Origin of the sequence: Acidovorax sp. (assembly GCF_046294525.1) — a bacterium.
Taxonomy (GTDB): Bacteria; Pseudomonadota; Gammaproteobacteria; order Burkholderiales; family Burkholderiaceae_C; genus Acidovorax.
Genome location: NZ_JBKBKQ010000009.1, coordinates 114,929 through 130,546, shown reverse-complemented (window position 1 = coordinate 130,546; position 15,618 = coordinate 114,929). Strand labels below are relative to the sequence as shown.

Below are 15,618 nucleotides of genomic sequence, written 5' to 3'. Positions count from 1 at the left end.
CCTGCGCTGTGGCCCAGGCAGGGTACGAACCGCCGGGCGCTATTAAATACGTAGCTGTTAGCGCTTGATGATCAAGCGCTGGGGCCGTATTTTGCTTGAGAAATCACGGTTTCTTCCACCACCCGGTCGTCGCCCAGCACGATCAGCGCAAACAACAGCTCATCCAGGTTGCGCGCCTGGCGGGTCTTGCGCGCCAGCAGCGGCGTCGCTTCAGGGTTCAACACCACAAAGTCAGCCTCGCAGCCGGGCTGGAGGTTGCCCACCACGCCCGCCAGGCCCAGCGCCCTGGCAGCGCCCGCTGTGTGCTGCCACCACAGCTGCTGGGGCGACAGGCTCAGGCCCGGCTTCGTCTGGCCCTCTCGCCCCACGTAGTAGGCTGCCATCATGGTCTTGAAAGGGCTGAAACTGGTGCCGCCGCCCACATCACTGGCCAGGCCGTAACCAAAGCCCACGCGGTCGGCACCGGCGTAGTCGAAAAAGCCGCTACCCAAAAACAGGTTGCTCGTGGGGCTGACGGCCGCCACAGCGCCGGTGTCGCGCATCAGCGCGCGGTCATCGTCGTCAAAGTGGATGCAGTGCGCGTACACCGCCCGCTCGCGCATCAGACCGAAGTCGTCGTACACGCCCAGGTAGCTGCGCGATGCGGGGAACAGCTCGCGCGCCCAGCGGATTTCATCGAGGTTCTCGGCCACATGCGACTGAATCCACACATCGGGGTAGCGCGCCGCCAGTTCACCCGCGCCGCGCAGTTGCCCATGCGTGCTGGTGGGTGCAAAACGCGGGGTGATGGCGTAGCCCAGGCGGTCCACGCCGTGCCAGCGCTGGATCAACGCTTCGGTATCGATGAGGCTTTGCTCGGTGTTGTCGCGCACACCATCGGGCGAGTGGCGGTCCTGGAGCACCTTGCCGGTGATGAGACGCATGTGCCGGCGCTGCGCCTCGCTGAACAGCGCGTCCACGCTGGCGGGGTGTGAGGTGGCAAATGTGAGCGCCGTAGTCACGCCGTTGCGCAGCAACTCGTCCACGAAGAAGCCGGCCACATGTGCGCCATAAGCCGGGTCAACAAAACGCGACTCGTGCGGGAACGTGTAATTCTCCAGCCAGGGCAGCAGGCCGTCGGCGGGCGAGCCGATCACATCGGTCTGCGGAAAGTGGATGTGCATGTCCACAAACCCTGGCGCCAGGATGCGCCCCGGCAGGTGCACCACAGGATCGCCCGCAAACTGCGGCGACAGGGCCTGCCAAGCGCCTGCGGCACGCACGCGCTGGCGGCCCTGCGCATCGGGGCCCACGGCCAGCAGGCCATCTTCGTCGTACAGGGCGCGGCCATCGTCGGCAAAGCGCAAAAGGGCGGAACGGTAGACGGGCATGGGCGCGAGCTTAGCGGGAGGGCGCGCCGCTTGTATACGGCCCGCCCCATAGTGGGTATGGCGTGGGCAGCATTGGTGTTGCTCCGGGTGGCAGGGGCGAAAGCCTCTGGCAAACGGAATGCGTCATGGCGTCATGGCGTCATGAAGCCGAAGGCGTTCAGCGGAGGCGCAGCGCGGGTCCCGACTGCGGTTCGGCCAGCCCGTAGGCGCCAGACAGGCCAGCCATGCCAGACGCTGTGCCCGGCCCCGCATTCCCCAGGCGGAATGCGCCCACCACGCCGGACAGGCGCGAAGCCTGATCCTTCAGGCTCTCGGCAGCGGCGGTGGACTCTTCGACCAGCGCGGCGTTCTGCTGGGTCATCTGGTCCAGCTGGCTCACGGCCACGTTCACCTGGCCGATGCCCTGGCTTTGCTCAGACGCCGCGGCGCTGATCTCGCCGATGATGTCGGTCACGCGGCGCACCGAGCTCACGATCTCGGTCATGGTGCTGCCGGCGTTCTGCACCAGGGTGGCGCCGGATTCGACCTTCTCCACCGACACGCCGATCAGCGTCTTGATTTCCTTGGCGGCCTGGGCCGAACGCTGGGCCAGCGAGCGCACCTCGCTGGCCACCACGGCAAAGCCGCGGCCCTGCTCGCCGGCACGGGCTGCTTCCACGGCGGCATTCAGCGCCAGGATGTTGGTCTGGAACGCGATGCCGTCGATGGTGCCGATGATGTCGGCGATCTTCTTGCTGCTGGCGTTGATCTCGTCCATGGTGTTCACCACCTGGGCCACCACGTCACCGCCGCGCTGTGCCACCTGGGCGGCCGACGCGGCCAGCTGGTTGGCCTGCACGGCAGAGTCTGCGCTGTGGCGCACGGTGGCGGTGAGTTCTTCCATCGAACTGGCCGTCTCCTGCAGGCTGCTGGCAGTCTGCTCCGTGCGGGCGCTCAGGTCCTGGTTGCCGACGGCGATCTGGGTACTGGCGGTGGAAATGCTGTCCACCACGCCACGCACCTGCTGCAGCGCGCCGTGCAGGGCGGCACGCATCACATCCAGCGCGCGCAGCAGGCGGCCGGTTTCGTCGTTGGCATAGACAGGCTGCGGCGCGCCGGTGAGGTCCATGTTGGCGATGGCCTCGGCAATGGCTTCGGCGTGGCGCAACGGGCGAGTGATGCTCCTGGCCAACAGCCAGGCCAGCAGGGCGCCCAGCAGCAGCGAGATGCCCGTGCACACCTGCAGCAGCAGCGTGGTCTGCGCGCGCAGCGCCTCGCTGCGCTTGCCCGCCGCGTCCAGCTGGGTGCGCTGCAGATCCACCATCTGCTTGACGCCCGCCAAGTAGTCGCGCGAGTTGGGCTCAAACCGTTCGGTAAAGACCCGGCCCGCCGCATCGGCGTCGCCCGCCTGCTTGAGCTTGCTGACTTCCTCGCGGGCGCTCAGGTAGGCGCGGCGCAACTCGCCCACCTTGGCAAACAGCTGCTTTTCGTCGGCGGTGTCCATCTTCGATTCGATGAACTTCTGCAGCTCGTTGGTTTCGCTGATCGCAGCCGCCGTGGCCGGCGCGAAGTAAGGAATCAGCGACGCATCGCTGCTCTTGGCGATGGCCGCGGCGCGCTGCACGCCAGCCGTGGTGTTGAGCAGCCAGTCCGCGCCCGCGCGCTCGGTCTTGATGTTGTCATCGACCATGACGTCGATCTCGGAGCCCAACTGGTTGAGCTTGATGACCGCGACGACGCTGCTGACAAAAAACAGCGCCAGAATGGCGCCCAGCACCAGGGTAAGGCGCTTGCCGATGGATAGTTGATTGAGAAACATGGAGAAAACCCGTTAGCGGAGGCACGCTCCGCGCGCGCCAAAGCGGGGCACGCCGTGGCAATGACCCTACGTCGGACGCACCAATTCTGGTCGTTCCGAGCGTACAAAAAGTAACGATTTTAGGGTTTACCCGGATTTTTTGCTGAACTCGGTGCCCGGGGACGTCTCGTGGAGTGCATGGTGCTCCGGCAATCGCACTGAAAGAGTGCGCTTGGCCAAATAAAAAGTCCGTGCCGCACGGATCGCTTCAATAGTCGTGCTCCACACAGCGCTCAAAGAATTCCTTGAGCTTGTGCTCCCACACCCGCTTGTCGGCATTGCCCGCAAAGCTCGCTTCAAAGCTGTTGAAAGCCAGCTGGTATGCATGCTTGGGCGTGAGCCCCGTGGCCGCAAACACCTGGGTGAAGTTCTCGTTGATGTAGCCGCCAAAGTAGGCCGGGTCGTCAGAATTGACCGTGGCGGCCAGCCCGGCGTCCAGAAGCTTGCCGAGGTTGTGGTCGGCGAGGTTGGGGAACACGCACAGCTTCTGGTTGGAGAGCGGGCACACGGTAAGCGCGATGCGCTCGTTCGCCAGGCGCTGCATCAGCGCAGCGTCGTGCACGGCCTGCACGCCGTGGTCGATGCGCTCGACTTTCAGCACATCCAGCGCGCTCCAGATGTAGGCGGGCGGCCCTTCCTCGCCCGCGTGGGCGACCAGGTGCAGGCCCAGTTCGCGGCAGCGGGCAAAGACGCGGGCGAACTTCTCCGGCGGGTGGCCTACCTCGCTCGAGTCCAGGCCCACGCCCACGATCTTGTCCAGGAGCGGCTGCGCCTGCTCCAGCGTCTCGAACGCCGATTCCTCGCTCAGGTGGCGCAAGAAGCACAGGATCAGCGTGGCGCTGATGCCCAGCTCGCGGCGCGCGTCGGCGCACGCGCGGTGCAGGCCGTTGATCACCGTCTCGATGGCCACGCCGCGCTCCGTATGGGTCTGCGGGTCAAAAAAGATCTCGGCATGCAGCACGTTGTCCTGCGCGGCGCGGCGCAGGTAGGCCTGGGCCATGTCGTAGAAATCCTGCTCATGCAGCAGCACGCTGGCGCCGGCGTAATAGATGTCCAGAAAGCTCTGCAGGTTGGTGAAGGCGTAGGCGCTGCGCAGGGCCTCCACGTCGGCGTATGGCAAGGTGAGTCCGTTGCGCTGGGCCAGTGCAAAGATCAGCTCGGGCTCCAGCGAGCCTTCGATGTGGATGTGCAGCTCGGCCTTGGGCATGGCGCGCAGCAGGCCTGGCAGGCGGTCAGCAGAAATGGGAGGGACTTTGAACATCAGCAAACTCCAAAAGTGATGCCGCGCTGGCGCAAAAAGCGGCGGTAGGCCGATGATGCCTTGTCGGCGGCGGTATGCAACTCCGCGCGCAGGTCGAGCGGCAGGCGCTGGGGCGTCTGCGATTCCAGCACGGGCTGGTCCTGGGTGAAGATGGTGTGCTGGAACGCCTGCAACTTCTCGTCCGGAGATTCGAAATCGGCCACAGCCAGACGAAACCACACGCGGCTGTGCACCGGAGTCACGGGGCAGATGTACAGCGCAATGGATTCGCGCCAGCCGTCCACCGCCGTGGTGCCGGCTTCGGGCACTTTGGTCAGCACGGCGGCATAGGGCGCGGTGACTTCGTAGGTGTACTCGACCTGGGCCGGCGCGGTGGAATGCAGGTTGGACTGCGGCTGCCAGGCCTTGCATCCCGTGGCCAGCAGGCCGGTGGGCGTGGCCTCCACCCGGTAGTCGTCGATGGCAGTGGCGTCGCGGCTGCCCAGCCAGCCTTCGTGCACAAAGCCGAAGTGCGACATATCGAGAAAGTTCTCGATGATGCGCGGCGCGCTGGCAGCCACATCGTAGGGTCCGCAGTTGAGCTTGCGCAGGCGCGTATCGCCTTCCGCCGCGAATGCGGGCAGCGCAGCGTCACCGCGCACCAGCCGCACCCAGACCAGGCCGTGGGCCTCCTGCGCTTCAAACACCTGCGCGCAGTGCCCGGGCGGCGGTACAAAGCCCGGCAAGGCCGGTACCTGCGTGCACTGCCCGCTGGCTGCAAACTGCCAACCGTGGTACGGGCATTCCAGCTGGCCTTGCGTCGTGACGCGGCCCAGCGACAGCCGCGCCCCCCGGTGCGGGCACTGGTCGGCAAAGGCGCGGACCACGCCCTCTGCGTCGCGCCACAGCACCACCGCCTGCTCCAGCAGCTGCACGGCCACGGGGCTTTGTTGCTGCACATCGCCTGCCTGCGCCACCGGATGCCACAAACTGCGTTCGACCATCGGCTTCTCCCATCACAACAAACAAAAAGGGCTGCCCGCAGGCAGCCCTCGCGCACGCAGCCCGCAAGCCCGGGGGCCCGCCGCCGCGTTGCCATGAAGCGGTGGCTTTACTTACTTCTTCTCGCCGCCGGGGATCTTGCCTTCCACGCCCTTGACGTAGAAGTTCACGCCACCCAGGAACTTGTCGTCGGCGACCACATCCTTGGCCAGCACTTCCTTACCATCCTGGCCGACGATCGGGCCCTTCCAGATGTTGTAGGTACCTTCGGCCAGGCCCTTCTTGATTTCTTCGACCTTGGTCTTGATCTCGGCCGGCACGTCGTCAGCGATGGAGACGATGTCGATCGCGCCTTCCTTCACACCCCACCAGCTTTGGCCGGTGGTCCAGGTGCCTTCCAGGGCGTCCTTGGTGGCCTTGATGTAGTACGGGCCCCAGTTGATGACGGCAGATGCCAGGTGGGCTTTGGGGCCGTAGGCGGTCATGTCGCTGTCCCAGCCGAAAGCACGCTTGCCCTTCTCTTGCGCGGTCTTGAGCACGGCGGGCGAGTCGGTGTTCTGGAACAGCACGTCGGCGCCGCCGTTGATCAGGCTGGTGGCGGCCTCGGTTTCCTTGGGTGGGCTGAACCATTCGTTCACCCACACCACCTTGGTCTTGATCTTGGGGTTGACCGATTGCGCGCCCATGGTGAAGCTGTTGATGTTGCGGATCACTTCAGGGATTGGCACCGAGCCCACCACGCCCAGGGTGTTGGACTTGGTCATGGCACCAGCGATCACGCCAGCCATATAGGCGCCTTCGTAGGTGCGGCTGTCATAGGTGCGCATGTTTTCGGCGGTCTTGTAGCCGGTGGCATGCTCGAACTTCACATCCTTGAACTCGGGTGCGAGCTTCTCGATGGAGTTCATGTAGCCGAACGTCGTGCCGAAGATCAGCTTGTTGCCCTGGCCGGCCATGTCGCGCAGCACGCGCTCGGCGTCGGCGGACTCGGGCACGCTTTCCACAAAGCTGGTCACCACCTTGTCGCCGAATTCCTTCTCGATGGCCTTGCGGCCGTTGTCGTGCGCAAAGGTCCAGCCGCCGTCGCCCACGGGTCCCACGTAGGCGAATGCAATCTTCAGAGGCTCGGGCTTGGGCGCGGGCGCCTCGGCTGCGGGCGCGGGGGCAGGAGCAGGAGCCGGTGCCGGCTCTTCCTTCTTGCCGCAGCCCACCAGGGCGGCAGCTGCCACGGCGGAGAGGGCTGCCACCTTGAGCAGGGAGCGTTTCTGCAGATCAGTCATGACGGTTTCCTTTTTTGTGAGAAGCAGGGTTGACAACAGTTGGCGAACAAAACGGCGATTATGGTGCGAGTTCTACCCCGCGGTAACCCATATCGATCAGGAGCCCGGGTAGAACGGCTTGCCCAGCGAGGCCGGCATGTTGACGCGGATCCAGGTCGGGTTGCGCGAAATCAGCGCCAGCACCACGATGGTGGCCACATACGGCAGCATGGACAGCAACTGGCTGGCCACCTGCACGCCCGTGGCCTGCAAGTGGAACTGCAGCATGGTCACGCCGCCAAACAGGTAAGCACCAAGCAACACCCGTGCCGGACGCCAGGTGGCAAAGGTGGTGAGGGCCAGCGCAATCCAGCCTCGGCCCGCCACCATGCCCTCGACCCACAGCGGGGTGTAGACGGTGGAGATGTACGCCCCCGCCAGCCCGCACAGCGCGCCGCCGGCCACCACGGCCGCCAGTCGGATGCGGCGCACCGGGTAGCCCAGGGCGTGGGCCGACTCGGGCGACTCGCCCACCGAGCGAAGCACCAGCCCCGCGCGCGAGCGGTACAGGAACCAGATCAGCCCCGCCACCAGCAGCATGGTGAGGTACACCAGCGGGTGCTGGCGGAACAGCGCCGGGCCCAGCACAGGGATGTCACCCAGCAGCGGAATGGCGTACTTGGGCAGCTCCGGCAGCTTGGCCTGTACATAACTGATGCCGGCAAAAGCCGAAAAGCCCACGCCAAACAGGCTGAGGGCCAGGCCCGTGGCGTACTGGTTGGTGTTGAGCCAGATCACCAGCACGCCAAAGATGGCGGCCAGCAGTGCCCCGGCTGCCATGCCGGCCGCAAAGCCCAGCCAGGTGTTGCCCGTGTGCACCACGGTGGCAAAACCGGCAATGGCAGCGCAGAGCATCATGCCCTCGGCCCCCAGGTTGACGATGCCGGCTTTTTCGTTGATGAGCAGACCCAGCGCGGCGATGGCCAGCACCGTGCCCGCACTGAGCGTGGCGCCCAGAAGGAGTGCGTACGATTCCATCACGCCACTCCTTTGCGTGCTGCGCCCACCCAGCGAATGCGGTAGGCAATCAAAGTGTCGCAGGCCAGCAGCGTGAACAGCAGCAAGCCCTGGAACACGCCGGTCAGCGACTTGGGCAGGCCCAGGCGCGACTGCGCCAGTTCTCCGCCGATGTAGAACATGCTCATGAGGATGGCCGAAAGGATCATTCCAACAGGGTGCAGGCGCCCCACAAACGCCACGATGATGGCCGCAAAGCCGTAGCCTGCGGGCACGTACGGTGTGAGCTGGCCGATGGGCCCGGCCACCTCCAGCGCGCCCGCCAAGCCCGCCGCGCCCCCCGAAATGAGCAGCGCCGTCCACAGCGCCTTGCGCGACGAAAAGCCCGCATAGCGTGCCGCCGCCGGTGCCAGACCACCCACCTGCTGCGCGAAACCCGCGCGTGTGCGAAACAGGAACACCCACAGCGCCGCCGCCCCGGCCAGCGCCAGCAGCAGGCCTATGGACACGCGCGAACCCTGCATCAGGCGCGGGATCTGCGTCACCTTCTCGAACGTCTTGGTCTGCGGAAAGTTGTAGCCCATGGGGTCCTTCCACGGCCCGTACACCAGGTAGCCCAATACCAGCGTGGCCACGTAGACCAGCATCAAGCTCACCAAAATTTCGTTGGCGTTGAACTTGTCGCGCAGCAGTGCCGTAAGCCCCGCCCAAACCATGCCGCCCAGCACACCCGCCACCAGGATGGCGGGCACGATCCAGGGGCCAGTGGTCTTGTCGGCCAGCAGCGCCACGCCGCCCGCCACCACGGCGCCGATGACAAATTGGCCTTCGGCGCCGATGTTCCAGACGTTGGAGCGAAAGCACACGGCCAGCCCCAGTGCGATCAGCAGCAGCGGCGTGGCCTTGACCATGAGTTCGCCGATGGCGTACTGCGACTTGATGGGCTCCCAGAAGAAAACCTGAAGCCCGCGCACCGGGTCCTTGCCCAGCGCGATGAACAGGGCGATGCCGATCAGCACCGTGAATGCCACTGCGAGCAGCGGCGAGCCATAGGTCCAGAGGCGAGAAGCCTGGGGACGGGGTTCCAGCTTAAGCATGCTGCACCTCCGCGCCCTGGGTCTCGCGCGCCAGATGGGCCTGTACGTCGGCATGCCACAGGCCGCTCATCCATTCGCCAATTTGCTCCACCGTGGCCTCGGCGCGCGGCACCGATGGCGACAGGTGCCCCTTGGCCACCACGTGCAGCCGGTCGCAGATTTCAAACAATTCGTCCAGCTCCTCACTCACCACCAGCACGGCGCAGCCCGCGTCGCGCAGCGCCAGAATGGCGCCACGGATCTGCGCCGCTGCGCCCACATCCACGCCCCAGGTGGGTTGCGAGACGATGAGCAGCTTGGGGTTGGCGTCGATCTCGCGCCCCACGATGAACTTCTGCAGGTTGCCACCCGACAGCGACTTGGCCGCCGCGTTGGGGCCGCCCGCCTTCACATTGAATCGCCGGATGATGTCCTCGGCATGCTTTTGCAGCGCGCCCACCTTGATCCAGCCACTGCCGCTGACCGCATTGGTGCGGGTGAGCAGCAGGTTGTGCGCCAGGCCCATGGTGGGCACGGCGCCGCGGCCCAGGCGTTCTTCCGGCACAAAGTGCAGGCCCAGCGCACGGCGCTGGTGGGGGCCCATGCGGCCTGCATTCTGGCCGGAGACCTGGATGCTCGCAGGCTCGGCCCGCTGGTCTTCGCCCGACAGCGCGTAAAGCAATTCTTTTTGCCCATTGCCCGACACACCCGCAATGCCCACCACCTCGCCGGCCTTGACCTCGAACTGCAGGTCGATCAGGTCCACGCCAAACTGGTCGGCACGCGGCAGCGACAGGCCCTGCACGCGCAACACGGTGGCGCCGGTCTGCACGTCGCGGTGCTCCAGCGCAGGCGGCTCGGCGCCGATCATCAGGCGCGACAGCGACGCATTGGATTCCTCCGCCGGGTTGCACACGCCCGTCACCTTGCCGCCCCGCAGCACCGTGCAGGCGGTGCACAGCGCGCGGATCTCATGCAGCTTGTGGCTGATGTACAAGATGCTGCAGCCCTCGCTGGCCAGCTTACGCAGCACCACGAAGAGCTTTTCGACCGCCTGGGGCGTGAGGACCGAGGTCGGCTCGTCCAGGATCAGCACCTTGGGCGCGGTAAGCAGCGCGCGGATGATTTCCACCCGCTGCATTTCGCCCACGCTCAGCGTGTGCACGGGGCGCAGAGGGTCGATGTCCAGACCGTATTCGGCCGCCTTGGCGGTGATGCGCTGCGTGACTTCGGCCAGCGACAGGCTCTTGTCCAGGCCCAGCCACACGTTTTCGGCCACCGTCAGGGTGTCAAACAAACTGAAGTGCTGGAACACCATGGCAATGCCCAGGGCGCGCGCTTCTTGCGGGTTGCGCACCTGCACAGGCTGGCCGTTGAAGAACACGCTGCCTTCGTCGGGCTTGACCGAGCCGTAGATGATTTTCATCAACGTGGATTTGCCCGCGCCGTTTTCGCCCAGCACCGCATGGATCTCGCCGGGCAACACCGTCAGCGACACGCCGCTGTTGGCCACCACGGCCGGGTAGCGTTTGGTGATGCCCGTCAACTGCAACCGGGGCGGCGGCGCGGTGCCCGGAGCGGGAGAAGTAGGAGGTGAACTCATGCGGGGGATTGTCTCTCAGTTTGGTGGCTTGTTATTTGAATGAAAACACCTTCTTGCGCTTGATGGATAAGCGCCAGTAGCTATTCTTTTCGTAGCGACGTGGCCACGGTTTTCACGCATTCGCGCAGCCAGGCGGCCGCCGCCGAGTGGTGCGTGCGCGCATGCCACAGCTGGTAGTACATGAGCCGGGGAAACGGCACCGGGCACGGCAGGATGGCCAGCGGCAGCTGGCCGACATAGCGCTCGCAGTACTGGCGGCCCGTGGTCAGCACGAGCAGGCTGGATGCCACGATGTCTGGAATCAGGCTGAAATGCGCGCAGCGTGCGGTGATGTTGCGCTGCAGGCCCAAGCTGTCCAGGTGGGCGTCGATCACGCCGCGTGCACCTGGGTGGGTGGGCGTGGGCGCGATGTGCTCGGCAGCCAGCCAGCCTTCCACATCCCAGCCGCGCCGCACCGCCGGGTGGTCCTTGCGTACCAGGCAGACCACTTCATCGCCAAACAGCCGGCCCATGTGCAGGTCGTCCGGCGGCTGCGGCCAGTTGCCGATGACCACGTCCACATCGCCCTGCGCCAGGTGGGCGTGGTAGTGCGCGTCGGCCGACAGGGGCAGGATCTCGATGGGGCACAGGGGCGCCTCCACCTTGATGCGGGCCACGAGCTGGGGCAGGAACAGCGGGTCCAGGTAATCACTGGCCGCCACGCGAAAGGTGCGGGTGGATGTGCGGGGGTCAAAGCCCCGCGCATCCGAGAACAGCGCCTCGGCAGAGCGCAGGATGGCGCCCGCGGGCTCCACCATGCGCAGCGCCGCATCGGTGGGCATCATGCTGGCGCCCGACCGCACCAGCAGCGGGTCGCCCGACAGGTCGCGCAACCTTTTCAACGCCGCAGACACCGCCGGCTGGTGCATGCCCAGGCGGACGGCGGCCCTCGATACGCTGCGTTCTGTGAGCACGGTGTGCAAGACCCTGATGAGATGGAGGTCTATCTTGTCGAAAAGCGCGTGGTCTCTCATAGCGATGGGGGCATGGGTGCCATAAGCTTGCGGTTATGCCGGCTGCGCGCTTGCGCTCTACCCTCCCATGAACTCAAGAACATCGAAGTGGCTTTTGTCATGACTACCCGCCCCTTGCAATTCCTGCGCCGTGGCCAGCCCGTGGCGCTGGGCAATGTACCACCCGATCGCACGCTGCTGGAGGTGCTCCGCGAAGACCTGGGCTGCACCGGCACCAAGGAGGGCTGCGGCGAAGGCGACTGCGGTGCCTGCACCGTGGTGCTGGGCGAGGCCCGCGACGGCCGGCTGCACTACAGCGCTGTCAACAGCTGCATCCGCTTGGCGCATTCCATCGACGGCATGGCGCTGTGGACGGTGGAGGACCTGGCGGAAGACCCGCTGATCCAGCCGATCACCAACGCGGCTCCCGCCGCTCAGCCAGCCATCACGCTCCATCCCGCACAGGAAGCGATGGTGCAGTGCCACGGCTCCCAGTGCGGCTTCTGCACGCCGGGCTTTGTGATGAGCCTCTTCGGCATGTACCAGAACCATGTGGTGCCAGCACTGTGCGCCAAGAGCGCGCCGCTGCCTGCGGAGGGCGTTCTGGCCCCCATCACCCGTGAATTGGCGCAACAGGAACTCTCGGGCAACCTGTGCCGCTGCACCGGCTACCGTCCCATTCTGGAGGCTGCCCAGCAGATGGCGGCCCTGCCCCCCGTGGCAGTGGACGAAGCCGCAGTGCTACAAGAACTAGAGCTGCTGGCGCTTTCCCCACAAGCGCCAGAGGCCGATTTTGCTTATATTTCCCCCACCACCCTGCCCGACCTGCTGGCCGCACGGGCCGCGCAGCCACAGGCCCAGGTGGTTGCCGGCTGCACCGACGTGGGGCTGTGGATCACCAAGCAGCACAAGAAGTACGCGCGCATCCTGGACGTGACGCGCGTGGCCGAGTTGCGCCAGGTACAGCAGGACACGCGCGCCATCACCATCGGCGCGGCGGTCACGCTGACAGATGCGTTTGCCGCCCTCACCGCCCAGTGGCCGCAGCTGCACACCTTTGCCACGCGCTTCGCAGGCCTGCCGGTGCGCAACTCCGGCACGCTGGGGGGCAACGTAGCCAACGGCTCGCCGATTGGCGACTCGATGCCGCTGCTCATCGCCCTGCGCGCCCAGGTGGTGCTGGCCAGCAGCGCGCGGGGCGAACGCACGCTGGCGCTGGAGGACCTCTACACCGGCTACCGCCAGAACGTGATGGCGCCGGACGAGTTGCTGGTGCGCATCGTGGTGCCCCGTCCGGGCGTGACCGAGGCGCTGCGCGCGTACAAGATTTCCAAACGTTTTGACGACGACATCTCGGCCGTGTGCCTGGTCGTCAACCTCGACATCGAAGGCGACGTGGTGCGCCGCGCCAGCATTGGTGCAGGCGGTGTGGCCGCCACCCCGGCGCGCGCGCGCCAGACCGAAGCCGCACTCACCGGCCAGCCCTGGACGGGCGACACCGTGGCGCGCGCCGCAGCGGTGCTGCAGACCGAGTTCAGCCCCATCTCCGACATGCGCGCCAGCGGCGCCTACCGCCGCACCGTGCTGGCCAGCCTGCTTCAGCGCTTCTGGCTCGAAAGCCAGGGCGAGGACGCGGTGAGCGTGGAGAACTTCCGCCTGGAGGCATCCGTATGAACCAGCGAGAAACCTTGCCGCCCACCACCGACCCGATCAGCCGCGACGCGGTGGACAGCCCCATCGCCGCCGCAGCCGACGCGCGTGCGGCCGAGCCCACGGCGCCCGTGCAGGCCAGCGCCCCCGCCAGCCACCGCGCCATGGGCCGGTCCCACATCCACGAAAGCGCCCGCGCCCAGGTGGCCGGTGCCGCGCACTACATCGACGATCTGCCCGAGGTGAAGGGCACGCTGTACGCAGCGCCCATCCTCTCCACCGTGGCCCACGGCACGCTCAACGGCGTGGATGCCAGCGCCGCGCTGGCGATGCCCGGCGTGCGCGGCGTGGTGCTCGCGCAGGACGTGCCGGGCGACCAACTGCTGGCCGCCTTTGCGCACGACGAGCCCGTATTCGCCATCGATACGGTGCAGCACATCGGCCAGGTCATCGGCCTGGTGGTGGCCGAATCGGTGATGCAGGCGCGCCGCGCGGTGCGGGCAGTGCAGCTGGACATCACACCCCTGCCCGCCGTGCTCTCGGTGCACGATGCGCTCAAGGCGCAAAGCTATGTGCTGCCGCCCGTGTTCGTGCGCCGGGGCGACGCCACCGCTGGCCTTTCGCAGTCGGCGCACCGCCTGCAGGGCGCATTTGAAGTCGGCGGCCAGGAACACTTCTATCTGGAGGGCCAGATCGCCTACGCCCTGCCGCTGGAGCAAAAGCAGTGGTGGATCTACTCCAGCACGCAGCACCCCGGCGAGGTGCAGCACTGGGTGGCCCACGCTTTAGGCATAGACAACCACGCCGTCAAGGTCGAATGCCGCCGCCTGGGCGGCGGCTTTGGCGGCAAGGAGACCCAGGCCGGGCACCTGGCCGTGTGGGCCGCCGTGGCCGCCCACAAGCTGGGCCGCCCCGTCAAGCTGCGGCTGGACCGGGACGAGGACTTCATGGTCACCGGCAAGCGCCACCCGTTTGCGTACGAGTACGACGTGGGCTTTGACGACACCGGCCGCATCACGGGCCTCAAGCTGCAGATGGCGGCCAACTGCGGCTTCAGCGCCGACCTGTCCGGCCCCGTGGCCGACCGCGCGGTGTTCCATGCCGATAACGCGTATTACCTGCGCGATGTGGAAATCGCGTCGTACCGCTGCAAGACCAACACGCAAAGCCACACCGCCTTCCGCGGGTTTGGCGGGCCGCAGGGCGTGATCGTGATCGAGGCCATCCTGGGCGACATTGCCCGCGCGCTGGGGCGCGACGCGCAGGACGTGCGATTGGCCAACCTGTACGGCCAGGACGCTGCCGACGGCCGCAACGTGACCCACTACCAGATGACGGTGGAGGACAACATCCTGCACGCGCTGATGCCGCAGCTGGAGCGCGATGCCAACTACCGCCGCCGCCAGGCCGACATTGCGGCGTGGAACGCGGTGCAGCCCGTGCTCAAGCGCGGCATGGCCATCACACCGGTCAAGTTCGGCATCAGCTTCACGGCCACGCTGTTCAACCAGGCGGGCGCGCTGGTGCATGTGTACACCGATGGCAGCGTGCAGGTGAACCACGGCGGCACCGAGATGGGCCAGGGACTGCACACCAAGGTGGCCCAGATCGTGGCCGACGAACTGGGCGTGCCGCTGCCCTGCGTGCTCGTCACGGCCAGCGACACCAGCAAGGTGCCCAACGCCAGCGCCACGGCCGCCAGCAGCGGCACCGACCTGAACGGCCGCGCCGCGCAGTTTGCGGCGCGCAACGTGCGCGACAACATCGCATCGTTTGTGGCGGGGCTCGACACCTGCGGCGCGGGCGCCGTCCGGTTCGAAGGCGGCCAGGTGATATCGCCCAAGAAAGTGCGCGCGTGGGGCGACGTGGTGAAGGAGGCGTATGCCAACCGCATCCAGTTGTGGAGCGACGGCTTTTATCGCACGCCCAAGATCCACTACGACAAGGCCACGCTCACGGGCCGGCCGTTCTATTACTTCGCCTACGGCGCAGCGTGTTCAGAGGTCGTCATCGACACGCTGACCGGCGAGAGCCGTGTGACGCGCGTGGACATCCTGCACGACGTGGGCCACAGCATCAACCCGGCGATCGACATCGGCCAGATCGAGGGCGGCTTTGTGCAGGGCATGGGCTGGCTCACCACCGAACAGCTGGTGTGGAACGACAAGGGGTATCTGTCCACCCACGCCCCGAGCACCTACAAGATCCCGGCCACGGGCGACATCCCCCAGCACTTCAAGGTGGAGCTGTGGCCCGAGGCCAACCGCGAGGACAACGTGGGCGGCAGCAAGGCGGTGGGCGAGCCGCCGTTCATGCTGGCGATCAGCGTGTACGAGGCGCTGCGCAATGCGGTGGCTGCGGGGCGCAACGCAGAGCAGGCTGGCCAGCCTGTGGTGCTGACAGCGCCTGCAACGGCGGAGAACGTGTTGCGGGCACTGGGGCGGTTGGAGGTCTGACCTGTATGAGTTGTCAGTGGTCCATGGCCCTGCGCATGAGACTGGCGCGGCCCAGACCAGGGCAGCCAAGCAAGGGCCGCCCCGCAGCGAGGGCTGCGTTCCCCTGCCCACATCGC

General features: G+C 66.5%; 11 protein-coding genes. 2 read left to right on the top strand and 9 right to left on the bottom strand.

Annotated features, from left to right (window positions below; genetic code table 11):
- Positions 1–71: 71 nt before the first annotated feature.
- The 9 genes from guaD to ACK4HJ_RS11035 all read right to left on the bottom strand — a co-directional run bounded on the left by guaD (position 72) and on the right by ACK4HJ_RS11035 (position 11,417).
- Positions 72–1,370, bottom strand: coding sequence for a guanine deaminase (guaD, locus tag ACK4HJ_RS11075; RefSeq protein WP_409831136.1), 1,299 nt, complete (start codon positions 1,368–1,370; stop codon positions 72–74).
- Between the two features lie 157 nt (positions 1,371–1,527).
- Entirely contained in the window at positions 1,528–3,168 is a 1,641-nt protein-coding gene (locus tag ACK4HJ_RS11070) for a methyl-accepting chemotaxis protein (RefSeq protein WP_409831133.1), read from the bottom strand.
- Between the two features lie 247 nt (positions 3,169–3,415).
- Complete coding sequence (locus ACK4HJ_RS11065; RefSeq protein ID WP_409831131.1) at positions 3,416–4,468, bottom strand: adenosine deaminase; 1,053 nt, start codon at positions 4,466–4,468, stop codon at positions 3,416–3,418.
- Positions 4,468–5,451: a Rieske 2Fe-2S domain-containing protein gene (locus tag ACK4HJ_RS11060; RefSeq protein WP_409831128.1), complete on the bottom strand. Its 984-nt coding sequence runs from the start codon at positions 5,449–5,451 to the stop codon at positions 4,468–4,470. Before ACK4HJ_RS11060 ends, ACK4HJ_RS11065 begins: the two co-directional genes overlap by 1 nt.
- A 111-nt stretch (positions 5,452–5,562) precedes the next feature.
- Entirely contained in the window at positions 5,563–6,729 is a 1,167-nt protein-coding gene (locus ACK4HJ_RS11055) for a BMP family ABC transporter substrate-binding protein (protein ID WP_409831126.1), read from the bottom strand.
- Positions 6,730–6,825: 96 nt separating this feature from the next.
- Entirely contained in the window at positions 6,826–7,746 is a 921-nt protein-coding gene (locus tag ACK4HJ_RS11050; RefSeq protein ID WP_409831124.1) for an ABC transporter permease, read from the bottom strand.
- A complete protein-coding gene (locus ACK4HJ_RS11045; RefSeq protein ID WP_409831122.1) occupies positions 7,746–8,822 on the bottom strand; it encodes an ABC transporter permease in 1,077 nt (358 codons plus the stop codon). Before ACK4HJ_RS11045 ends, ACK4HJ_RS11050 begins: the two co-directional genes overlap by 1 nt.
- On the bottom strand, positions 8,815–10,404 hold the full coding sequence (locus ACK4HJ_RS11040) for an ABC transporter ATP-binding protein (protein WP_409831119.1): 1,590 nt from the start codon (positions 10,402–10,404) through the stop codon (positions 8,815–8,817). Before ACK4HJ_RS11040 ends, ACK4HJ_RS11045 begins: the two co-directional genes overlap by 8 nt.
- 80 nt (positions 10,405–10,484) lie before the next feature.
- Complete coding sequence (locus ACK4HJ_RS11035) at positions 10,485–11,417, bottom strand: LysR family transcriptional regulator (RefSeq protein WP_409831115.1); 933 nt, start codon at positions 11,415–11,417, stop codon at positions 10,485–10,487.
- Between the two features lie 99 nt (positions 11,418–11,516).
- Here ACK4HJ_RS11035 and xdhA point away from each other — a divergent pair, with 99 nt between their 5' ends.
- On the top strand, positions 11,517–13,070 hold the full coding sequence (xdhA, locus tag ACK4HJ_RS11030) for a xanthine dehydrogenase small subunit (protein ID WP_409831113.1): 1,554 nt from the start codon (positions 11,517–11,519) through the stop codon (positions 13,068–13,070).
- Positions 13,067–15,502, top strand: coding sequence for a xanthine dehydrogenase molybdopterin binding subunit (xdhB, locus tag ACK4HJ_RS11025; protein ID WP_409831110.1), 2,436 nt, complete (start codon positions 13,067–13,069; stop codon positions 15,500–15,502). Before xdhA ends, xdhB begins: the two co-directional genes overlap by 4 nt.
- Positions 15,503–15,618: the final 116 nt, after the last annotated feature.

What these genes read in the sequence shown, in the direction of transcription:
- guaD (WP_409831136.1), bottom strand. Translation starts at nt 1,370, where the DNA reads ATGCCCGTCTACCGTTCCGCCCTTTTGCGCTTTGCCGACGATGGCCGC.
- ACK4HJ_RS11070 (WP_409831133.1), bottom strand. Translation starts at nt 3,168, where the DNA reads ATGTTTCTCAATCAACTATCCATCGGCAAGCGCCTTACCCTGGTGCTG.
- ACK4HJ_RS11065 (WP_409831131.1), bottom strand. Translation starts at nt 4,468, where the DNA reads ATGTTCAAAGTCCCTCCCATTTCTGCTGACCGCCTGCCAGGCCTGCTG.
- ACK4HJ_RS11060 (WP_409831128.1), bottom strand. Translation starts at nt 5,451, where the DNA reads ATGGTCGAACGCAGTTTGTGGCATCCGGTGGCGCAGGCAGGCGATGTG.
- ACK4HJ_RS11055 (WP_409831126.1), bottom strand. Translation starts at nt 6,729, where the DNA reads ATGACTGATCTGCAGAAACGCTCCCTGCTCAAGGTGGCAGCCCTCTCC.
- ACK4HJ_RS11050 (WP_409831124.1), bottom strand. Translation starts at nt 7,746, where the DNA reads ATGGAATCGTACGCACTCCTTCTGGGCGCCACGCTCAGTGCGGGCACG.
- ACK4HJ_RS11045 (WP_409831122.1), bottom strand. Translation starts at nt 8,822, where the DNA reads ATGCTTAAGCTGGAACCCCGTCCCCAGGCTTCTCGCCTCTGGACCTAT.
- ACK4HJ_RS11040 (WP_409831119.1), bottom strand. Translation starts at nt 10,404, where the DNA reads ATGAGTTCACCTCCTACTTCTCCCGCTCCGGGCACCGCGCCGCCGCCC.
- ACK4HJ_RS11035 (WP_409831115.1), bottom strand. Translation starts at nt 11,417, where the DNA reads ATGAGAGACCACGCGCTTTTCGACAAGATAGACCTCCATCTCATCAGG.
- xdhA (WP_409831113.1), top strand. Translation starts at nt 11,517, where the DNA reads ATGACTACCCGCCCCTTGCAATTCCTGCGCCGTGGCCAGCCCGTGGCG.
- xdhB (WP_409831110.1), top strand. Translation starts at nt 13,067, where the DNA reads ATGAACCAGCGAGAAACCTTGCCGCCCACCACCGACCCGATCAGCCGC.